The sequence below is a fragment of the Bdellovibrio svalbardensis genome (assembly GCF_029531655.1).
Classification (GTDB): domain Bacteria; phylum Bdellovibrionota; class Bdellovibrionia; order Bdellovibrionales; family Bdellovibrionaceae; genus Bdellovibrio; species Bdellovibrio svalbardensis.
Window position 1 is genome coordinate 825,909 of record NZ_JANRMI010000001.1, and the last position, 20,403, is coordinate 846,311.

Genomic DNA, 20,403 nt, shown 5'->3' on the forward strand with positions numbered 1-20,403 from the left:
GTTATTTCGCGCCTTTTTCCATCCGAGTTAAAAACGCGTCCGCCTTTTCAAATTGAGTCAGCGTCAAAGCGTCAATCCAAATGCCATTGGAATTAATGAAGATCACAGTTGGCAAGCCTTGGATGTTATATTTTTTCTTCAAGGCACGAAGTTGTTCGCTGTCTTTGGTCGCGTCGAACTTCAGCAAAGTGTAGTTGCCGGCCATGGCGCGAACGCGCACATCAGTGAAGGTTTTCTCTGCAAGTTCATGGCATGCGGCACACCACTCAGCCCAGAAGTCGATGATGACGGGCTTACGTTCCTTGGTGGCTTGGGCGAGGGCTTCATCGGAGTAGTCCTTCCAATTCAGCATTTGCACCTGATTCAAAGAGTTGTCAGCCATGATGCTGCCGCGAATATAGGGACGCAAATCAAAGACGGACAAACAAATATATCCGATACCGACGATCAATGTCGCCTGCATCATACCCTTTTGAATGAGGCTGGCAGGACCGCGATTTTTAATGTTCATGAAGGCACCATAAACACTCGCAATAATGATCAGGCCGATGCCTAACAAGCCATCGAAAGGACGATCCGGAAGCAGCAGATTCAAATAGTAATAGAATGCAGAAAGCATCAAGGAGCCGAGCACAAACTTAAAGCCATTCATCCAAGCGCCAGATCGTGGCAGGGCTTTGACCATTTGATTGGAAAGTCCGAGGACAATGAAAATCAAACCTAAACCCATGGCATAAGTAAAGAGGAAGAAGAAGCCGATGAGCTTATTCTGAGTCGAAGCAACGTAAGTCAGAATGGCCACTAAGACTGGTCCCACGCAAGGACTTGCAACGATACCAGCGAACAAACCAGTTAGATAAACTCCACCTAAACCTTTGCCGTAAGAACCGTTGCTGAGTTTGTTGCGTAGAAACGCTGGGACTTGCAAGTCGAACAGGCCGTACATGCTGAGTGCCATCGCCAGGAAGATCAAACAAACAACACCAAGGACATAAGGATTGCCCAGGCTAGCTCCAAAGACACCACCGCCAGAGGCTGCGGCGAGACCCAATAACGAGTAGGTCGTCGCAATACCGTGGACATAGACCAAGCTGGTGATGAAATTCTGCAAACGAGTTTTTTGTTCTGAATGGTTTCCCAAGACGGCGAGGGTGATTGGAATCATCGGGAAGATACAAGGAGTGAAGCTTGTGAAAACTCCCGCCAGGAAAACGAAGATCAGTCCTGCAAAAATGCTGGAGCCCAGATATTTTTTAAAGTTATGAGTATCAAAGAAACTGCCTTCAGGTGCAGGAGCACTCTCAGGAGAAGGCGTGGTCAATTGAGATTCACCTTCCACCATCGGAGTAACAATGGGAACGCTCAGAGCTTTGGTCGTCGGGAACAAGCAGAATTGATCAGAGCACGCTTGATAAACCAGCTCCAACTTCATCTTGTCATGTTTTTTTAAGAATCGAGTCGGGGCTTCAATGTGTGCCGTTAAGGTCGCTTCGTGTTGCATGCCACGGCGTTCTCTCTTTGAGAACTTATCAAACCAAGTGGCAATGGGTTCCACTTTTGATGGAGCCACTTTGAAGCCATCCGGTTCAAGAATGACCACGCTGAATTTGTCTTCATAGGCATGATATTCCGGAGGAAGTTTCATCTTAATGGTAAGAGTTCCACTTTGACCTGGACTCCACTCATAAGGAACAACCTGTGCGGAAGCAATCATGGGATCTGTGTCATTGGGATTTGCTTGCGCCCAAGACGTAAGACTGGAGAAAGTAATAAGCAGGGCCAACAAAAGGTAATTTAACGCTGATCTCATATCCTTTTTCTATTCCCTCTCTCGACTATGGGCAAGATTATTTGCATATGACTCAATACTAGCACGTATCAATCCGATAGAGACTCTAAGAGGTCATATCTTATGGGTTTTGTAGGTATATTGATTGTATTTGCGACAGTATTCGGGGGCTATATTGCCGGTCACGGTAAGATGGGCGTCATTCTTGAAGCTGCGGTGCTAGAGATGGTGATCATCGGTGGTGCCGCTTTCGGTGCCTATGTGATTGCCAACCCAATGAAGATCGTAAAAATGGGGATTAAGCTCTCTATTAAGGCGATGACTTCAAAAGGTCCTCAGAAAAAAGACTATGTGGAATTGATGCAGATGCTGTTCCAACTCTTTCAGGTTTTCAGAAAAGAAGGACCTCAGGGAATTGAGAAGCATATCGAGGAGCCGGAAAAGTCTGACATCTTTAAAGCTTACCCAAGCTTTATGCACAACCATCACGCGGTGGATTTTTTGTGCGATACGATGAAGGTGACTTTGTCTGCGGAACTTTCTCCTTATGATGTGGATGATTTGTTGGATGCGGATATCAAAGGTATTCATGCCGAGGAACATTTGGCGCAACATGCTGTTGCAGCAGTTGCCGGTGGTTTCCCGGGACTAGGGATCGTTGCCGCCGTACTTGGTATCGTTAAAACCATGGGTGTTTTGACGGCCGGTACAGAAGTGATCGGGGAATACGTAGCCCATGCCCTTGTTGGTACGATGTTAGGGGTATTTTGCGCCTACGGTTTGATTGAACCGACGGCGACAAAAATGGCTGCGGATATTGAAGCCGAAGGTCGTTACTTACAATGTATTAAAGCAGCCTTGGTGGCATTGCAACGTGGCGCTCCTCCGATAGTTTGTGTGGAGTACGCACGTCGCTCGATCATGCCTGAAGAGCGCCCGACATTTGCTGAAGTAGATAAGGCAACTAAAGAGATTAAGAAGGCAGCAGCCTAATTTCAGCTTGCCTACACTCCGACTTCGTCGGAGTAGGGAAGTCTGTACGGGGTAAAAAGCTACGACTGAGTAATAAGAAAAAGTGCTGGTCTACACTCCAGCTTCGCTGGAGTAGGTAGCTTTAACAGAACTGAACGAACGGATTGTGAAGTATGGCAGAGAAAAAACAGACGATCGTAATCAAGAAGATCATCGTCCAAGGCGGTGGTGGTCACGGGGGCTCCTGGAAAGTGGCTCTTGCAGACTTCATGACGGCCTTGATGGCCTTCTTCCTCGTTATGTGGATCGTAGGACAATCTGATCAGACTAAAAAAGCGGTCTCAGACTATTTCTCTACGCCGTCCGTAATTGAATATAATTTCCAAAACTTCGGTGCTGAAATCACTCTGGAAAAACTTTTCCTCGACTTGTTGAACGAGCCGATGAAAGCCTTCCAAAGTTTTATGGAGCCGATTGATAAAACTCCAAATCTTTTAGATATGGGTTCTACCAAAGTGGTTGCGGCCTTTCTTGCCGATCAGATGAATGATGTGGCAAAGAATGTGGTCGTAACTCCAGAAGGTTTCGACTTCGATATTCCTGATTATATGTTGTTTGAAAGAGGTTCTTCGCAACCGAACGCGAACTTCGTCAATGTCATGGATCGTATCAAAGGAATCACCACGGGTTTGAAAGATGCGGAAATCAAAGTGACATCTGGTTTGTTTGTGCAAGCCGTTCCTGATGCCAGTTTGATGACGGCAAATCGCGTCGCTTCTCAACGTTATGATGTGGTTCGCAATAAGATCCTGGCTTCGCTTGAAAGCAGCACCGTGAATGTCTCGGGCGGCATCAATGTGAAGGAAAAACGTGGCGAAGTGGATCCAAAGAAGTTGATTGGTTTTATCAGAGTTAAAATTGCGCAAAAAGAACTGACTTCGGATGGACGTAAACCTCGTAAGTTGCAAAACTTATTCGGTGAGGCCCGTGTCGACATGTCAGTTTATGATAACTTTGTTCAGCAGATCAGCACTCGTCGTAAAGCAGAAGAGCATTCAAAGAAGCCTCTTAGACAGCAAGTGGACGACGAGCTCAAGGAAGAAACTAAAATTCCGTCTTCGCTGACAGAATAAAGAAAACATCTCCGGCTCCGTTTAGATTTGAACTTGCAGAAGTTCCAGTCACGGAGCCCTCAAAAAAGATCACGCCCCATTTTGTTCCCAAGCCGGTTTTTAAATCAAAATAAGGATCTAAGGTCGTAACATCGGGAGTATTGTATCCCGCTTCGTTATTCCATTCCCAGCCATTAAAGACATGCGAAAGCAGTCCGAAAGCATATCGGGACGAAGCATGCTTTGTCCCCTCCCAATTGCTCATGTGATCGTAAAGAACTTTGAAATCTCCAAAGTTCAAATGCAGACCGACAATATTGCCGTTGCGGTCACCAGCTTTGAAGTACTGACTTTCGCTGTAGGCGATAATGGCATTGGTTGTTGGTGAGAAATTGATTTTCACATCTGCATTGATGCGCAGGTTGAAGTGGTCATCACTGTTATGGAAGTTGGTGTTGGAACCCCACAAACCCAAACGAAACTGGGGTCCAAAATTAAACCAAAACGATCCCTGCAGGGCCGGTGATTTGTCGGATTGTGAAAGGCCGTTCTCCACATAATGTGAAAGAAGGCTTACATCGCCCGTCATTTTGAAAGTGGGTGAAGAATTCTCTGCAGCATGAGCGCCACAAAGACCGAATAAAATAATGATAAAACCAATGTATCTTCGCATAGATAGTGCTTTTCATTGTGGACCATAGGGTGGGGAAAAACAAAGAAATCACGAGAAGCCTGTCCGAGGAACTGGACCAAGAGCGGTGGGCAGGGTACTCTGGCGCACTATGAATTTAGATCTGCCACTTAGCGAGTACACATTTATTGCATTTGATACCGAAACCAGCGGTGCTTACCCCGTGGGCCATGACATCGTCGAATTTGGAGCGGTGAAATACTTTAAGGGTGAAGAAATCGGTCGGATGCAGTTCTTGCTCAAACCTCGTGAGGCGATGACAGATTTTATTATTGGTATTCATGGCATCACCAATGAGATGGTTGCCGATGCTCCTAACATGGGGGCGAAGGTGGTTGAGATTCATGATTTCTTCAAGGGATGTATTGTGATGGCTCATCACTGTCCTTTTGATTTGGGCTTCTTAACCTTGGAATTTGAGAAAGCGGGATTGGCGCTTCCTCCGGAGCCTGCGTTATGCACCAGTCTTCTTTCTCGCAAACTGATTCATGGTGTGGATAATCACAAGCTTCAAACTTTGGTGAAACATTTGGGCATTGATGGCGGACAAGCGCATCGTGCTTATGATGATGCGAAAGCCTGTTTGATGGTGGGACTTGAGTGCTTCAAGAAGCTAGGCGAAGAAGCTACGTTGGCCAAAGCAATCAAAAGCCAGGGCAAGCAATTGTGGTGGAAAGATTATTCACTGTCCGGCAGAAATCCCGTGATCATCACTTTGATTGATGCGATTAACACCAAGAAAGATATCGACTTGGTTTATGACGGTGGGTCGACCAAAGGGGAAACGCGCCGTTTGACTCCGATTGGAATTGTGCGAAATCCTGATGGCGATTATCTTCAAGCCTTTTGTCACAAAGATAAAACGAACAAGCGTTATTATATGTCACGTATCAAAGATGTGGCCGTTGTATTTTAGATTCTCTTAATCTCGTTGATGGCGCGTCATGCGCCCTCTCTATAATATAGATATCAGATAGAATAGTTAATAGTGAGGTGGCTTCCATTTTTTGAAGTCCCTTGACGAAATGTTATTCAGCTACATGTTTTACTTGAAGCGATCTCCTGCGTATTTACGCTAGATGCAGCTCTCATGAGATCACTTCTTAATCTCCATAATGGTGGAGGAAAGGTGTAATCATGTCCTTTGTATCTGGTTTTATCCCAGTCATTCCCTTAAGAAATTCCGTCTTGTTTCCCGGCATTAGCATGCCTCTTCGTGTCGGAAGAGAAAAGAGTGTCGAGTCGCTTCAGAAAGCTTTGAGTGATCAGAAGTGGATTATTTTGCTAACGCAGAAGAATTCCGAGAATCCCAATGTGGAAAAAGCAGAGGATCTGCCTTCTGTGGGAACGCTTTGTAAAATTGAGTCTTTCAAGAAGGAAGACGATGGGAGTTACAGCATTTTTGTAAATGCTCACCAGCGTGTTCGAATCGTGCAGATGCATGCCGCGGGGGGCGCTTTTGAAGCGTTGACCGAAACCATGGATGATGTCAGCAATATTGATGCAAAAACTCAAGAAGCTTTGCTGACTAGCCTGAAACAAATTTCATACGAGACTTTGGATCTTTTAGGCCGTCATATGCGCCGGGTGAAAGAGTGGATTGCGGATATTGAGGATCTCAGTCTGCTTACCAATGTCTGCGCGGCCCATGCGGATTTTGATTTAAAAGTGAAACAAGAGCTTTTGGAAACGGTGGATCTCAAAGAGCGATCTCTAAAGATTTTGGATCTTTTGCAAGAGCAGAAGGAACGCCTCAAAATTCAAATCGGTATTCGTGACAAGCTGAGCGAAAACATCAACCAAAGTCAGCGTGAAAGTATTTTGCGCGAACAAATGCGCGTAATTCGCGAACAGTTGGGTGACGAGGATTCCAAGGGCGCACTTTCGTTGTACGAGGAAAAAATCAAAGCTGCGGGGATGCCGCCAGAAGCTTTGGAATTGGCAACCAGCCAACTGCGCCGGCTTGAAAGTATGAACTCCGCCTCACCAGAGTACCAAATTATTCGCACGCATTTGGACCTCATGGTCAGTTTGCCGTGGAATAAGTCTTCAGAAGAACATGAAATTGATCTTGAAGCGGCAGAAAGAATTCTGAATGAAGACCATTTTGGAATGGATAAAATCAAGAAAAGAATTCTGCAGCATTTGGCGGTGATGAAACTTCGCAAGTCGCATCAAGGGTCTATTTTGCTTTTTGTCGGACCTCCAGGGGTGGGTAAAACTTCCTTAGGCAAAAGCATCGCCAGGGCTTTGGGTAAAAAATATGTGCGCGCAGCCTTAGGCGGCGTGCGCGATGATGCGGAAATTCGCGGCCATCGTCGGACTTATATCGGAGCTTTACCAGGGCGAATTATTTCCAGCATTAAGAAAGCCGGTGAGAATGATCCGGTCTTTATCCTCGACGAAATTGATAAGCTTTCCAGAGGATATGGCGGGGATCCCGCCGCGGCTCTTTTGGAGACTTTGGATCCAGAACAAAATAATTCTTTCCAAGATCACTATTTGGATACGCCCTTTGACCTTTCGAAAGTTTTGTTTATCGCAACGGCGAATACTTTGGAAACCATTCCCGGTCCGTTGTTGGATCGCATGGAAGTGATAGAACTGACTGGTTATACGGTCGAAGAGAAAAAACAAATCGCCAAACGCTACCTCTGGCCTAAGCAATTGAAAGAGCATGGTATCGATGAAAATCAACTTGAAATCACGGATCGCGCTTTGACGAAAATGCTCACGGACTATACGCGAGAAGCCGGGGTGCGTGAACTGCAGCGTAAGGTGGCAACGATCTGCAAGTTCATGAGTCTGAGAATTGTCAAAGCCGGTGGTGAGAAGATCACTGTGGATGTCGGTGACTTGGATGAAATATTTGGTGCAGAAAGATTCTCTGCAGACATGATTGAAAGTGTTTTGCCTCCAGGAGTGGTGACGGGACTTGCGTGGACTCCGGTGGGTGGGGATATTCTTTTCATAGAAACAGAGGAAATGGCGGGCACCGGTCAACTGCAGCTGACAGGGCAGTTGGGGGATGTGATGAAAGAATCGGCAAAGATTGCATTAAGTCTTCTTCGAGCGCGGTTGCCTTTGTTGGATCCAACTATTGATTTCTCGAAGAAAGAGATCCATGTGCATGTTCCCGCGGGTGCCATTCCGAAGGATGGTCCTTCTGCTGGGGTGACGATGCTGACTTCGATTGCTTCGAAGCTTCTGAAAAAACCAATCAGTCCGAAGCTGGCGATGACTGGGGAGATTTCTTTAAGAGGCAGTGTGCTTCCTGTCGGAGGAATTAAAGAGAAGATTATTGCCGCTCACAGGGCGGGGGTCACAGAAGTGATTTTATGCAAAAAGAACCAAAAAGATCTGCGCGAGGTTCCTGCGGAGATCAAGAAGGATATAGAATTTCATTTTGTGGAAAATGTTAATGAAGTTTTGAAAATTGCTCTTGATGTCGAGCTTCCAGATTTCGTTAAAAGAAACATTGGAGATTCGACCCCGTTTTCACCAGATGTTGTAAGCTAAGTTAGACAATAAAAAAGGCCGAGCAGATGATGCTCGGCCTTTTTTTTCAAATTCAAACGAAAATCTATCGAGCTCGTTCCGCGATGCTTTGAAGAGTGTCATAATTTTCCACTTCAGCACCATTCATTGAAGAAAGAGCGGCTCTTAAAAGGCTTAGATCCATGTTATAGGACTTCGCATTACAGATAGCTCCGCCTAAAGATGCGCGTCCCTGAGATGGGCACGCCAATGGATAGCAGAAGAGCTGGTCAGCAGCACTAGAAACAAAGCTCAAAACGTCGTAGCTGCGAAGGTCATACTTTAAAGCATACTTCGCCAGCGACTGAACTCCCTGTTCGCTGAGCTGTTGGCAATAAAGTTTTTTGCCATCCGCAGCTCTTTCCTTGTTGATAACAACAAGTTGCTCATTTACGGATTTTACGAGTTTATCCAGAAACTCCTGATTGGATACTCTGGCCATTGCTGGAGCAGCCATTAAAATAGTTACCAGTACGCCCAAGAACTTTTTCATCATAATTTCCTCCAAGATTAAGTTCGCTAATGCATAAGACCTGCCAGTGTTAAAACCGATAGGACTGAGAATGGCGGCAGATTAGCTGTCTAAAGGAAGAACAGTGACAAAAATTATCTTAAAGGGCGGTTAAACATGCGTAATCTAAGGTGGAAACGGAATTTTATGGAACAAGCCATTTCATGATATTAAGAGCCAAACGCCAATGAGAGGGAATGCCGCCATCGCCGTATTGTCCGTAGTTATTGTTGCCCCAGCATTTGGTAGCTCCCGAAGTTGTGATGCCGCAAGTATGATTGTAACCCAAAGCCAGTTCTGTGTAAGACACACCAGAGTCTATAATTTGTGGGCTGACTTGATAGACAAACGAGTTGTTTCCAACTTGAGCTGAGTCATTCCAGCCCCAACATTTTGCGGTTCCCGCTGTCGTGATTCCGCACGCGTGATAGTGTCCCAAGGCGATCCGAGTATAGGAAACACCGCTATCGATAGTTGTCGGATAGAGAGCATTGCTGGTCGTGCCGTCACCGATTTGGCCGAAGACGTTAAAACCGAAACAACGCAATTGGCCGGTGGTGGTGATCGCGCATGTTGAATCATAGCCCGTTGCAACCATCAAATAGGACACGCCATTATCAACAATAGTGGGTGTGAGTTTGCTCCCCGATGTGATGCCATTACCTTGCTTTCCATAGGACTGGTCGCCCCAGCATTTTAAAACTCCCGAGGTGGTAATACCGCAGGTGTGAGAATCGTGGGCGGAGATTGTCGAGTACGAGACACCCGAATCAATGCTTATTGGATTGGGAGACGTGGTGGTCGTATTGTCACCCAATTGACCCGTGTCGTTTTTGCCCCAACATTTTAGAGATCCAGCGGTCGTGATCGCACAAGTATGATAAGTGCCGACCGCGACCTTTGCGTAGCTTGTATTTGAATCAATCAAGGTTGGACTTACTCGGTTGATGGTTGTGCCATCTCCGATCTGTCCTTTGTCATTTCTTCCCCAACATTTGAGTTTGCTGTCATTCGTGATAGCGCAGGTGTGATAGAAGTTCGCCGCGAGCTGACCGTAACTTGTGACTGCATCAACTTTTGTTGCCAGAACCCGGTTGTTGAGAGTGTCGTCACCAACTTGTCCATAGCCATTGAAGCCCGAGCATGAAATTGATCCGGAGTTACTTAAAAAGCAAGTGTGCCCAAACCCGGCAGCAATTTTTGAGAATGTTCCTGGAATCCCTGTCGAACTAGGAGTTCTCTTATGTGTGATCGTACTGTCGCCAACTTGCCCGGAAGAGTTGCTGCCGCCGCATTTAAGATTGTTAGTGGCCGTGATTCCACAGGTGGCATTGAATCCCGCCGCAACAGTCGCGTAATTTTCAGTGGAGTCAGTGATAGCGGGACTGCTGAGGGTCTGAGTATGCCCTCTTAGCAATTGTCCTTCAGAATTCAACCCCCAACACCACATTTTCCCCGCGGCACTGAGTGCACAGGTGTGTGCACTGCCAGCCCAAACTCGAACAAATGAAGTTCCTGAAGCGACAATGGTTGGAGAAAGCCTTGACGTCGTGTCCCCTTGGCCCAATTGGCCATAGTTGTTTAGACCCCAGCATTTAAGGACGCCCGTAGTCTGTACTATTCCACAAGTATGATTGGGGCCTACGGTGACATCACTGTACTTTGTTGAAATATCCGTGGTTCCGGGAGAGATGCGCGCGACAGTGGTGCCATCTCCCATCTGTCCGTTGTCGTTGGATCCCCAACATTTCAGGGTCCCATCTGTCAGAAGTCCACAGGCGTGGTTCAAGCCCAAGGAAACCCAAGAGTACCCGGAGCCAATGTTTGTTGGAGGATAAATACCTAAACTTGCCAGACCGATGCGGTTTCCAGAGTTGCTGCCCCAACATCTTAACAAGTTGGAGGTGGTGATGCCACAAGAGGCTTGGGAGCCAGCGCTGACTTGAATGTAGGAAGTTCCAGAATCCACAAGATAAGGAGTCATTTCATTGGGACCGGAATGACCTAACTCATTGGAAGAGTTGGAGCCCCAGCACATGAGTTGGTTCGAAGTTTTGATGGCGCAAGTGTGGGAGCTGCCCGCAGAAACATATTGATAGTTCGTGGCCGGATCAACGGCAGTGGGACTTGATTTTTGTACAGAGGTTCCATCACCCAATTGTCCAAAGCTGTTATCGCCCCAACATTTCAATTTTCCATTGTTTAAAACCGAACAAGTATGTTGTGAGCCTATTGAGACCATGGATGGCGCGGGCAATGCCCCGGCATATTTGATATACATTGAAGATTGATACAGATTGTCCGGAATCACCAAGGGCATAGAGATTTGATTGATGCGCACCTTGAGAGTGGAATAGCCCGAAGCCACGCCGCCGTTGTTCAAGATATTAAAAGTCAGGGGCTTTGTTAATTGGCCCGCGGGAATAATGATGGAGCTGTTGTTGGCAAGAGTGTGGTCGATGCCAAAAACAGAATCGCCTTCCACTGTGAAATAAACCTGCACGGGATAGAGTTTGGTCTGACTTAATTCCAAAGAAAACTGTTGAGCGCCGCTACCTGTGTCAACGGTGCGTTCGCGCTCGACGATTTTCAAATAAGCGACAGTCGTATCTTTAATCCAAGACGCCGTTGTTGCTGATCCTTGGATATTTCCGGCGGTGTCAATTCCCAGAACACAAAGTTGTAAGTATCCATCTGGAAAGGTACTGAGAGCCGCCGTGATGGGTGTGGATTTAGTAATGGCGGCGCTGTAGTCAAAAACAACTCCACAATCTGTGGAACCCTGGGGACCTAATTTATATTTGTAGGTTGCTAGATCGACAGGGCCAAAAACCGTCACGGACAATTGCTCTCCGCCACTGGTGTTGGCGGGTGGGCCTGCCAACGAAACAATGGGCGAAGTCGCGTCTTTAATGTAAGTGGCAGTGACACCCGTTGAAATATTTCCCGCCGGATCAATTTGGAAAAAATTAAAATCATAAGAAGCGTCGTTCAGGCTGTTCAGGTCTAAGACTTTGCTAAAGGTATTGCTTGAGCAAGGCAGATCGACAACTCCCGAGATGTATGAAATTCTCACCATGTTTCCAGAGGTGCAGGAGCCATTGATCGCAAAGTTGATTTGATTTGCTTGATTGATGTAAGTTCCAGCAAGAGTCGCAAGAGTTAAAGGCGCCGGCGCAGCAATGTCTTTGTTAATTGTGACAGATGTGCTCGCGCTGACATTTCCCGCAGTGTCTCTTTGGCTGAAGCTGAGCACGACAGTGCCATCAGAAGAACTCGACAAGTTGGTCGTCGCGGCCCAAGTTCCAGTTGGGCACGGAAACTCATGAGCATCGAATAAAACTGTTGCACCGATCTCGCAGGTTCCGTTTACGGGGAAGTTCAGATAGTTCGATGCATTGGCATAGCTCCCTGGTCCTGGTGAAGTAAAGGTTCCTACTGCGGGAGCGATGGTGTCCTTGAAGTAATTGGCAACAGTAACTGGAGATTGATTTCCAGCAACATCAACGGCTTTGAATTGAAGCGAATTGTTTCCTTCCATGAAACTTGAGAACGGAATGACAAGAGACGCATGGCCATCAGGTTGACAGTTAATATTCTGAGAGAAGGCTCCTGAAATTTGAATGGAAGAGTTGATTTCGCAGCTCAACGAGAATGCCAGAGAACTGCTGATACTCGCATTTAATATGGAATTGGGAACTGGCGAGTCCACCGTCACCATGGAAGGTCCTATGCCATCATGTGTGATTTGCTGTGAAAGACAAGAAGTTTGGTTCAAGGCGGCGTCTCTGAATTTCACGTAGATTTGATTTAATGAATTTGCCGTCTGCAAAGTCCAACTTTTTGTAGGACTAAAACTTTCCCAGGTTCCCCCTGCATTGCAAGAAGGGTCTTGAGTGATAAACATTTGTGTCGCGCCACTGCTGGTCAGCTGCAAGTTCACAGGAAGAGTTGTCGTGTATGTTGCATTGGAGTTGATTGTGAAACTGCTTGTTTGTGGAGCCAAGGTGTCGATTTCCAAGATGGCCGAACTGACTGCCTGAGATGCCAGTTGCCAGCTTCCCGTGGCTGCCACTTTTCCGATAGCACAGAAGACGTAAGCACCATCGGCTGTGGGAATGAATGAGCCTTTGCCGGAAGCTGTCTCTACGACTGAGGTGAAGTCGACGCTGCTGCAGCTTTGAACCGATGGAATGACAGTCACCTTGTAAGCTGAATAACCAGTTCCCGAGGCTGTCGCAAATTTTTCAGAATAATCATTGGCTGGATTTTGGCTTGGAATGAATGGAGCAAATAAAATTTTATTGGAGTTATCAAGCTGACCACGCAGAAGGGAAACTTTCGGCACCACATCGGTACAACCGATGAGTCCGCTGGCAACGATCATCATGATCATCGCTAAAAACGTGCTGCTCTTCTTCCCCTTAAACATAAACAACTATTCGGTTTTTTTCGAATCAGGCTGTATATCTGAGAGGGTGGTTTTATGAGATTTCAGGAGTCTAATTAAGGAGAGTCTCAGTCTGAGCCTATTTGCTTGCTCAGACGAGATGGTTTGACAGGTTTTTAATCGGTTCTTGTTGCGGTTTTACTCGACAGGATCTTTTTTCTTCTCAGTTTCGCTCTCTGAGAACTCGATAACGTTGACGGTGCGTTCACGTTTTATCGCTTGAAGACGGGCATTGATTTGGTCCGCAAGTTCTTCAAGATGCTTGAATTCATCACCGTTGCGCAGCTTTAAAGGCCTTGCCGTTCCAGCCAGCGCTTCGGATAAAAATCTTTCGAAAGCATAGAGCGGGCCTGCGATGCGGTGGGAAATCAGGCGACCCACAGCAAATAAAATTGCGCAGAATGCGACACAAATAATCATGAACGTGATCACGTAGGGTACTAAAAATTTATTCATCAGGAACATGTTGTTACCAACGAGCTCCTGGATTGTGACACGCAAATATGTGTAAGAGAATACCAGGCTGATCAAGGTCAAACTCAAACCAACACCCATTAAGACAAAACAGTATTTGAGCTGAAAAGGCATGTTGACCCAATACTGCTTGCGCACGTTATTTTCAGGCCAAAGCAATTCGCCTTCGCGAATGATCGCATAAACAATCAGTCCATAGCCCACCCATTGCAAGGCATCAGCTAAGTTGAACGCCGGGCTTGAAAGGGAGGGAGTTCCGACGACGATGAAGTCGACGACATAGCCCCACAAAATACGATCTGTCACATTGCCGATGATGCCGCCTATTAGAATGGATAGGCCCGAGCGCAAGGTGAGTGATTTGATCGGAAGCAAATATTGAATCAAAGCATAGGTGCAAAGCAGAAAGGCGCCACCCGTCGACAAAGACACAATTCTAAGTACCGATGGCAAATCTGAAAATAGGCCTAGCATTGCTCCGTGATTGTGGTGCAATACGAAATGAAGAGGACCAAAAGATAGAATCTGTTTGAGATCAGCTGCCCACATTTTGGTGACGCGGTCCACGAACCAGGTTGCCAGAAGAGGAAGAATCACGATGAGCCATTCGCGTTTTTTCATGTTCTAAAGTCTATCAAGGGCCTGCTCCTCTTGCGAACTGAATTTTTGATCGCTACTATTGTCCAGCGGGCGTCTGGCTGGTATTGGCGAGAGCTTAGTGAAAGGATTATTTGCCGATGAAGTTCTTTATTCTTACGACAGCTGTGATGTGGATGCTCAATGCACAAGCCAATGTGGAAGCCAAAGGTGTGCAGAGCGAACTGGAGAGTCTCGCAAAAAAGCAAGGGGTCCAGTTAAAAGACCTTTCAGTTTACGCCACGACAGGTGAGGGCGAGGGTCTGAAGACCGTTATTGATATAAACTCAAAGCAAATAATGATTCCAGCCTCCATCAGTAAGGTTGTGACGGCTTCTGCAGTCTTGGCGAATTTTCCTCCGGGGCATAAATTCAAAACGCAGCTTCTTTCCAGCGCTGACGTGAAGAACGGTGTTCTTAAAGGTTCATTGTATCTGAAAGGGGGAGGAGATCCTTCTTTTGTTTCTGAGAACATGTGGTTCCTGGTGAACGCATTCTTGCGCAGTCAGATTAAAAAAATCGAAGGCGATATTATCGTGGATGACTCGCTATTTGATAAAATGCGTTACGACGTTAGTCGCCAAAAAGAACGCGTGGATCGAGCTTACGATGCTCCGGTGGGGGCGATGTCCTTCAATTGGAATTCTGCCAACATCTTTGTCCGCCCAGGTCAGCCAGGACAAGAGGCAAAAGTTTATGCAGATCCAGAAAACGACTACATCCGTCTGGTCTCGAAAGCGAAAACCACCTCTGGCAGCGACAACAAGTTGGTGGCAGATCGAAAAGAAGACTCGAAGTTTGATGGTGATGTGATTCACGTGGGTGGCAGCATCGGTAAGGGCTACAAGGAAATTGCGATCTTTAAAAACATCACACAACCGGACCTTTGGTCTGGATACAATTTGAAGGCCTTCTTGGAGCAAAGAGGAATTCAAGTAACCGGCGGCATCAAAACTGGTGTCACACCAGAGAAGGCGGATGTTCTCGCGGAATCAGAAAGCAAAGCGATTGAGCAAATTTTGGCCGACATGAATAAGTTTTCGAATAACTATGTCGCAGAAATGCTCACTAAAAATTTGGGAACTTTGCGCAAGTCCAAAGGTGCAACTCTGGCAGATGGTGTGGTTTTGATTAATGAACATCTGAAAAGCTTGAACCTTCCTGAAGAGCAATATCACATCGAAAGTCCTTCGGGCTTAACACGTGAAAATAAGATGTCCTCATATGTGATGTGGAAAGTACTTCAGCATTTAAGAAATGACTTTAGAGTCCAGCCAGAGTTTCTCACCTCTTTACCAATTGCAGGCATTGATGGGACACTCAAAAAGAGAATGAATAATTCTGCTGCCGAACGATGGGTGCGCGCCAAAACGGGATACATCAACAATGTTGTAACTCTAGCTGGATACGCGGGACTTGAGGACGGACGAGTTGTGACTTTTAGTTTCATTTATAACGGTTCTACAGATGAAACAAAGGTTCGCCAATTTTTTGATAAATTGCTTATCTTCTTAGTAAAATAAGCCGAATTAGATCCATGACAGGAGCACGTTCGATGAAACTAATGAGTGTCTCAGTATTAAGCGTTTTCTTGCTCAGCTCTACAGCTGCCTATTCGGCAGATGATATTGCTGCGCAGGTGGTGCCGCAGGTCGCGGCGCCTTTAAACGCAGACAGCCGTATTTGGCGTGCTCCCGATTTTAAGAATCAAAAGGATTTCCTTGGTTATTCTGACACGGCTTTTGCTGTTCCTAAAGGAATGGAAAAGCAGGTTCAGTTCTGGGTGGATATCTATTCTAAATATACAACATCGCAAGGTGTGATCCACGATATGGACAACGTAGAGACCATCTATGAAGTTGTGGATTTCAAAGACTTGAAAACTGATCGTGAAAAACAAAAGAAGATCGACACGGTTAAAAAAGAAATCGCAATTCGCCTGAAGATGGATAAGCCGACGGCAGAGCGCATGCGCTTTCAGTTGGGCCAGAAAGATCGTATGCAAGCTGCGATCTTCTATTCCGGTCGTTATATTGAGGACATGGAGAAAATCTTCCGCGAAGCAAAAGTTCCAACGGAGTTGACCCGCCTGGCGTTTGTGGAAAGTTCGTTCAATATCATGGCCCGATCCAAGGTGGGTGCGAGTGGTATCTGGCAAATCATGCCTTACACAGCTCGTCCTTATAAGATGATTTCAGCAAGTGTCGACAAGCGCAATCATCCGCTGGAGGCAACGAAGCTGGCGGCAAAACTTTTGCGCCAGAACTACAGCATGTTGGAGTCTTGGCCCCTGGCAGTGACTGGTTACAATCACGGACCGACGGGCGTGAAAAAGATGACTTCAGAATATAAAACCAAGGATCTTGCTCACTTGATTGAGAATGTTGATTCTCGTCGCAGTTTTGGTTTTGCATCGAGAAATTTCTACGCATGCTTTATGGCTGTATTAGAAGTTGAGAAGAATGCCAGTGCTTATTTTGGTTCCGTAGTTTGGTCAAAACCTTTGGACTCTCAAGACTTGAAGCTGCCGACGGCGGTAAAGTACAAAGATTTGGTGAAATGGTTTGATGGCGATTTGGAGAAAGCACAAGTTTTCAATCCCCATTTGACGGCGCTTGTAACGAAACGTGGTTACGCTATTCCGAAATACACAGTGGTTTCGGTGCCAAAGGATAAATACAACATCGCTTTGATTTCTTTGGCTCATAGAGAGCGTTCAATTGCTGCTGATGAGAAAAGAACCCGATAGAAGCCTGATTCAAGCAGCGCTAAATAAAAAACCCGCTTCATCAGCGGGTTTTTTATTTTAAAGATATGTGGTGCTTCAGTTCTTAAATGAAGTCGCCTTTTCCTGCTGAAAGGCTTTTGGTGCTTTCGGCTGGGGTTCCAATATCCAAATACTTAAAGAACATTTGAGAGATCTCGTTCAGCAATGATTGGTCATTGATATAGTTAGGATTATCAATCGCCATAGTGTTTACAAGGCCGATGAACGCATTCACCAACAGGTAGGAAACTTTATCCATATCCTTGCCGGGAATTTGTGGAAGATTGTAGCGAACAACTTCCTGGAAGAAGCGGATGAATTCAGAAACATACGAAGCTTCTGCAACGTAGTACTGAATCGTCGTTAGCTTCGCACGCAATTCATAATTGCGGCGGCAAATCTCGAACGAAAGTTCGATCATTGCTTTCACGCGCTGTTCTGGAGGTAGAGGTGAGATCGCGCGCATTCTTTCGGTCATGATGCGCTTGTCTTCTTCCATCAAGCTTTTTACAACGGCTTGAACCACAGACTCTTTATTGCCAAAGAATTGATAGAGGGAGCCAATGCTGACGCCAGCCTCTTTTGCAATTTTGTCTGTTGTAATGGAGTAAAAACCTTCTGAAACCAAGAGTCGTGAGCAGGCATCGAGTATAGTTGCTACTGTTTGGCGTGAACGTTCTTGAGTTGGAGCTTTTACGATAATCTTAGTTTTCTTCGCTTTTTCTTTTTCCATAGACTGAATCATGTTGAAGTGATTCTCCCTTTCCCGAGGGGATACGAGTCCCCTGAGGACAGATTAGGCCTCCAAGGACATGTACGCAAGTCTGGATTTTTACAAACCTGTAATGTTCATTACAGCTGGACCTAGGTCTGGGTTCAACAAAATCTACTGAAGCTCCTGGCTGCAGTAAACCTCTGCTCGTTGAGCGTTGGCAGGATAGCTCATGCTTTTTGCGAAAATGCGGCACTGTTTTGTTGAAAGGGACTTGTTGTATCGGCGAATGCACTCCCAGCGAGCCTCGTCTCCAGAATCAGGGTACTCCATAGCTCTAGTGACGGTGAGGCATTCTTTCGGGGTCAATTTTTGACGAAGATCATAAAGACAAACCATGCGGGCATCTTCTGCATTGGTTGAATATTCCATAGAGTTCGCAATGCCCAAACATTGCGTCACATTGAGTTCAGATTTTTTTTGCTTCAAGCAGGCTAAGCGCACGCCATCGCGTTGATCGCGAGCGAGCTTTGCACCCTTAGGGACAGGGCAGAGCGCCGCAGAGGAGCCCTGAGCCGAAGCATTCAGAACTGTCATCATCGTCAATACTACTAATATGAAACTCAACCAACGTGTTTGCATCGATTCCCCTATGTGCAAAGAAAAAGCCCCGCAAAACTACCCTAATTTCATTTTGAGACCAAGTTGGTTGTCGACCTTTTTGACAAGGAACAAATTGCGGGGCTTTAAAGTGCTATGGACGCCATTTTAAATGGCCTCTTGTTGTTCAGACTTTGCGTCGTATTTGTCAGGATTTCGTTCGCACCTATTTAGTTCTTCTCGGGCGCACCGAAAACGTCGCCACCTGAAACTTATCAACTAGGAGTTCGCAACAATGATCACAATAAAGAAATTATTTTTGGCAGCTTTGACCCTTTCTTCACTCGCGGCCTGTTCGGAAAATGGAGTGCAAATTATTAAAGGGGCCGATCTAAAAGCCGAAGTTCAGCAGGGCGATATCTATGTCGATCTGACAACGCATTTGGATTCCAACAACGTGCAAATCTTGGCAGTGCAATTGCCTATCTACAATCCCGAAAATCCCCTGGAGCAATTGGGTTTGGTATCTATCGCGACGCCCTCTCAAGGTGTGACGGATATTTCCTTGGAGCTGAATCTTTCCAAAGTGGCAAAGCTTCAATCTTTGACTCCCGAAAAAGGTCTTCCCAATGGAACAGCTTTCCCAGTCTGGGGAGTGAATGCCAACAACTGGTACTCGCTGCCGTTGAATAACAGCAAGACATCGAAGTTGTATGTGAATATTGAAGGGACTTTGCAAAAAGCCGTGGTTGGTTATGCCTTGGTATCTGACAGCCTAAGCGCAGGAGTAACAGCAAATATCTTCGCGCCATTTAATGCGCAAGGAGTGAGTGGTTACGGTGGCATTTTCAGTGGTGTGACTCCTGGTACGAGCGGTGTGGCGGTTTTTGCGGATATCAGCAGTGTGTTCAAGGCCATCAATCCAACATTCGTACAGGCAAAATCTTCTTCACAGTCCGTCTACTTCCTGGATCGCACAAGTGATGCGCGTAAGAAGCCTTTGTTCAAACGTCTGATCGACTTGAATCTCAAAAAGGCAAAAGTGAAAATCAAATAATCAAAAAAAGGAATCAAAAAAGGTACGGACACACTTATGGTGACGCAAGTGCGACACCATAAGTGTGTCCGTACCTACCAGCGAATGGGTTCGGGTTCGATTTCTACTCCAAATCGAGCTTTGACATCTGCGCAGACTTTGGCGGCGAGCTTCCAGACGTCATCAGCAGAAGCTCCGCCGTGATTTACTAGCACTAACGCTTGTTTTTCAAACATGCCGACGGGGCCTAACTTTTGGCCCTTCCATCCAGCTTGATCAATCAACCAGCCCGCAGCCAATTTGAATTTACCTTCACCAGCGGGGAAGCTTACCAGCTGCGGATATTTTTTTAGCAAATCCTCTTTTTGTGAGGCGGAAACAATCGGATTTTTAAAGAAGCTTCCTGCATTGCCAATCACTTTGGGATCGGGGAGCTTGCTGGAGCGGATCGCGATCACGGCTTTCGAGACATTGACAGGATTTTCTTCAAGCCCCTGACGTTCCAGTTCCTTGCGAACATCGCCATAGTCCAAATTCAATTTTACTTTTTTAGGAAGACGGAAAGTCACATCCCAAATGAGGTATTTTCCGGCGCCTTCCTGCTTGAAGAAACTATCGCGATAAGAAAAACGGCATTCTTCATTAGAGAAGGTTTTAAGTGCACCCGTCTTAAGATCGACTCCCGTTACTTCCCATATTGTGTCTTTAACTTCGACACCGTAGGCGCCGATGTTTTGAATAGGGGCGGCCCCCACGGTGCCAGGAATGAGCGAAAGATTCTCAAGTCCATGATAGCCGTGTTGTAAGGTCCATTGAACAAAGTCATTCCAATTTTCGCCAGCATGAGCTTTGACGAACCAGTGATCGGCCTCTTCATGAAGCAGCTCGCGGCCGGTGTTGGCCACTTTGATCACCAATCCCTGCACCACAGAAGGGAGCACCAAGTTGCTGCCGCCACCAAGGATATGCCATTTTTCATTTTTAAGACTGGGATCTTGGATCAGAGCATGCAGATCAATAATACTGTGCAATTCCGTGTAAAGACCTGCTTGAGAGCGAAGGCCTAAGGTATTTTGCGTACTCAAATCAACTTGTGGATGGATCTGCATGGATCGA

The 20,403-nt window shown here is 46.2% G+C and carries 15 protein-coding genes; 7 read left to right on the forward strand and 8 right to left on the reverse strand.

The genetic code is table 11. The annotated features are described in order from the left end of the window. Position 1: 1 nt before the first annotated feature. Positions 2–1,810 (reverse strand): protein-disulfide reductase DsbD family protein, encoded by a 1,809-nt coding sequence (locus NWE73_RS03950; RefSeq protein ID WP_277576979.1) that lies wholly within the window; start codon positions 1,808–1,810, stop codon positions 2–4. 102 nt (positions 1,811–1,912) lie between these two features. On the opposite strand from NWE73_RS03950, the gene motA reads away from it, so the two are divergent. Together motA and NWE73_RS03960 are read left to right on the forward strand one after the other, a co-directional pair. Next, entirely contained in the window at positions 1,913–2,782 is an 870-nt protein-coding gene (motA, locus tag NWE73_RS03955; RefSeq protein WP_277576980.1) for a flagellar motor stator protein MotA, read from the forward strand. 152 nt (positions 2,783–2,934) lie between these two features. Next, the gene (locus tag NWE73_RS03960; protein WP_277576981.1) at positions 2,935–3,894 is read left to right on the forward strand and encodes a flagellar motor protein MotB; all 960 of its coding nucleotides are present in this window, start codon (positions 2,935–2,937) and stop codon (positions 3,892–3,894) included. Here the strand turns inward: NWE73_RS03960 and NWE73_RS03965 are convergent. Beyond that, positions 3,866–4,546 carry a TorF family putative porin gene (locus NWE73_RS03965; protein WP_277576982.1) on the reverse strand — a complete coding sequence of 227 codons (681 nt, stop codon included), beginning with the start codon at positions 4,544–4,546 and terminating at the stop codon, positions 3,866–3,868. The two genes, NWE73_RS03960 and NWE73_RS03965, sit on opposite strands and share 29 nt — an antisense overlap. Before the next feature lie 109 nt (positions 4,547–4,655). Here NWE73_RS03965 and NWE73_RS03970 point away from each other — a divergent pair, with 109 nt between their 5' ends. After that, positions 4,656–5,480, forward strand: a complete 825-nt coding sequence (locus NWE73_RS03970) for an exonuclease domain-containing protein (RefSeq protein ID WP_277576983.1) — start codon at positions 4,656–4,658, stop codon at positions 5,478–5,480. A 221-nt stretch (positions 5,481–5,701) separates the two neighbouring features. Next, a complete protein-coding gene (lon, locus tag NWE73_RS03975) occupies positions 5,702–8,083 on the forward strand; it encodes an endopeptidase La (protein ID WP_277576984.1) in 2,382 nt (793 codons plus the stop codon). 64 nt (positions 8,084–8,147) lie between these two features. On the opposite strand, the gene NWE73_RS03980 is transcribed toward lon, so the two are convergent. The 3 genes from NWE73_RS03980 to NWE73_RS03990 form a co-directional block, all read right to left on the reverse strand. After that, the gene (locus NWE73_RS03980) at positions 8,148–8,597 is read right to left on the reverse strand and encodes a hypothetical protein (protein WP_277576985.1); all 450 of its coding nucleotides are present in this window, start codon (positions 8,595–8,597) and stop codon (positions 8,148–8,150) included. Between the two features lie 160 nt (positions 8,598–8,757). Then, positions 8,758–13,044, reverse strand: a complete 4,287-nt coding sequence (locus NWE73_RS03985) for an RCC1 domain-containing protein (RefSeq protein ID WP_277576986.1) — start codon at positions 13,042–13,044, stop codon at positions 8,758–8,760. A 156-nt stretch (positions 13,045–13,200) separates the two neighbouring features. Continuing rightward, complete coding sequence (locus tag NWE73_RS03990; protein ID WP_277576987.1) at positions 13,201–14,157, reverse strand: signal peptidase II; 957 nt, start codon at positions 14,155–14,157, stop codon at positions 13,201–13,203. A gap of 116 nt (positions 14,158–14,273) precedes the next feature. On the opposite strand from NWE73_RS03990, the gene dacB reads away from it, so the two are divergent. Together dacB and NWE73_RS04000 are read left to right on the forward strand one after the other, a co-directional pair. Continuing rightward, positions 14,274–15,695 (forward strand): D-alanyl-D-alanine carboxypeptidase/D-alanyl-D-alanine endopeptidase, encoded by a 1,422-nt coding sequence (gene dacB / locus NWE73_RS03995; protein WP_277576988.1) that lies wholly within the window; start codon positions 14,274–14,276, stop codon positions 15,693–15,695. 32 nt (positions 15,696–15,727) lie between these two features. Beyond that, positions 15,728–16,921 (forward strand): lytic transglycosylase domain-containing protein, encoded by a 1,194-nt coding sequence (locus NWE73_RS04000; protein ID WP_277576989.1) that lies wholly within the window; start codon positions 15,728–15,730, stop codon positions 16,919–16,921. A gap of 82 nt (positions 16,922–17,003) precedes the next feature. On the opposite strand, the gene NWE73_RS04005 is transcribed toward NWE73_RS04000, so the two are convergent. Beyond that, on the reverse strand, positions 17,004–17,684 hold the full coding sequence (locus NWE73_RS04005; protein ID WP_277576990.1) for a TetR/AcrR family transcriptional regulator: 681 nt from the start codon (positions 17,682–17,684) through the stop codon (positions 17,004–17,006). A gap of 141 nt (positions 17,685–17,825) precedes the next feature. Continuing rightward, positions 17,826–18,293, reverse strand: coding sequence for a hypothetical protein (locus NWE73_RS04010; RefSeq protein WP_277576991.1), 468 nt, complete (start codon positions 18,291–18,293; stop codon positions 17,826–17,828). Positions 18,294–18,546: 253 nt separating this feature from the next. On the opposite strand from NWE73_RS04010, the gene NWE73_RS04015 reads away from it, so the two are divergent. Continuing rightward, a complete protein-coding gene (locus NWE73_RS04015) occupies positions 18,547–19,308 on the forward strand; it encodes a hypothetical protein (protein ID WP_277576992.1) in 762 nt (253 codons plus the stop codon). 74 nt (positions 19,309–19,382) lie between these two features. On the opposite strand, the gene murB is transcribed toward NWE73_RS04015, so the two are convergent. After that, a complete protein-coding gene (murB, locus tag NWE73_RS04020; RefSeq protein ID WP_277576993.1) occupies positions 19,383–20,396 on the reverse strand; it encodes a UDP-N-acetylmuramate dehydrogenase in 1,014 nt (337 codons plus the stop codon). Positions 20,397–20,403 lie beyond the last annotated feature (7 nt).

Excerpts from the sequence above, each read along its gene's own strand:
- NWE73_RS03950 (WP_277576979.1), bottom strand. The coding sequence starts at position 1,810 with ATGAGATCAGCGTTAAATTACCTTTTGTTGGCCCTGCTTATTACTTTC.
- motA (WP_277576980.1), top strand. The coding sequence starts at position 1,913 with ATGGGTTTTGTAGGTATATTGATTGTATTTGCGACAGTATTCGGGGGC.
- NWE73_RS03960 (WP_277576981.1), top strand. The coding sequence starts at position 2,935 with ATGGCAGAGAAAAAACAGACGATCGTAATCAAGAAGATCATCGTCCAA.
- NWE73_RS03965 (WP_277576982.1), bottom strand. The coding sequence starts at position 4,546 with ATGCGAAGATACATTGGTTTTATCATTATTTTATTCGGTCTTTGTGGC.
- NWE73_RS03970 (WP_277576983.1), top strand. The coding sequence starts at position 4,656 with ATGAATTTAGATCTGCCACTTAGCGAGTACACATTTATTGCATTTGAT.
- lon (WP_277576984.1), top strand. The coding sequence starts at position 5,702 with ATGTCCTTTGTATCTGGTTTTATCCCAGTCATTCCCTTAAGAAATTCC.
- NWE73_RS03980 (WP_277576985.1), bottom strand. The coding sequence starts at position 8,597 with ATGATGAAAAAGTTCTTGGGCGTACTGGTAACTATTTTAATGGCTGCT.
- NWE73_RS03985 (WP_277576986.1), bottom strand. The coding sequence starts at position 13,044 with ATGTTTAAGGGGAAGAAGAGCAGCACGTTTTTAGCGATGATCATGATG.
- NWE73_RS03990 (WP_277576987.1), bottom strand. The coding sequence starts at position 14,157 with ATGAAAAAACGCGAATGGCTCATCGTGATTCTTCCTCTTCTGGCAACC.
- dacB (WP_277576988.1), top strand. The coding sequence starts at position 14,274 with ATGAAGTTCTTTATTCTTACGACAGCTGTGATGTGGATGCTCAATGCA.
- NWE73_RS04000 (WP_277576989.1), top strand. The coding sequence starts at position 15,728 with ATGAAACTAATGAGTGTCTCAGTATTAAGCGTTTTCTTGCTCAGCTCT.
- NWE73_RS04005 (WP_277576990.1), bottom strand. The coding sequence starts at position 17,684 with ATGATTCAGTCTATGGAAAAAGAAAAAGCGAAGAAAACTAAGATTATC.
- NWE73_RS04010 (WP_277576991.1), bottom strand. The coding sequence starts at position 18,293 with ATGCAAACACGTTGGTTGAGTTTCATATTAGTAGTATTGACGATGATG.
- NWE73_RS04015 (WP_277576992.1), top strand. The coding sequence starts at position 18,547 with ATGATCACAATAAAGAAATTATTTTTGGCAGCTTTGACCCTTTCTTCA.
- murB (WP_277576993.1), bottom strand. The coding sequence starts at position 20,396 with ATGCAGATCCATCCACAAGTTGATTTGAGTACGCAAAATACCTTAGGC.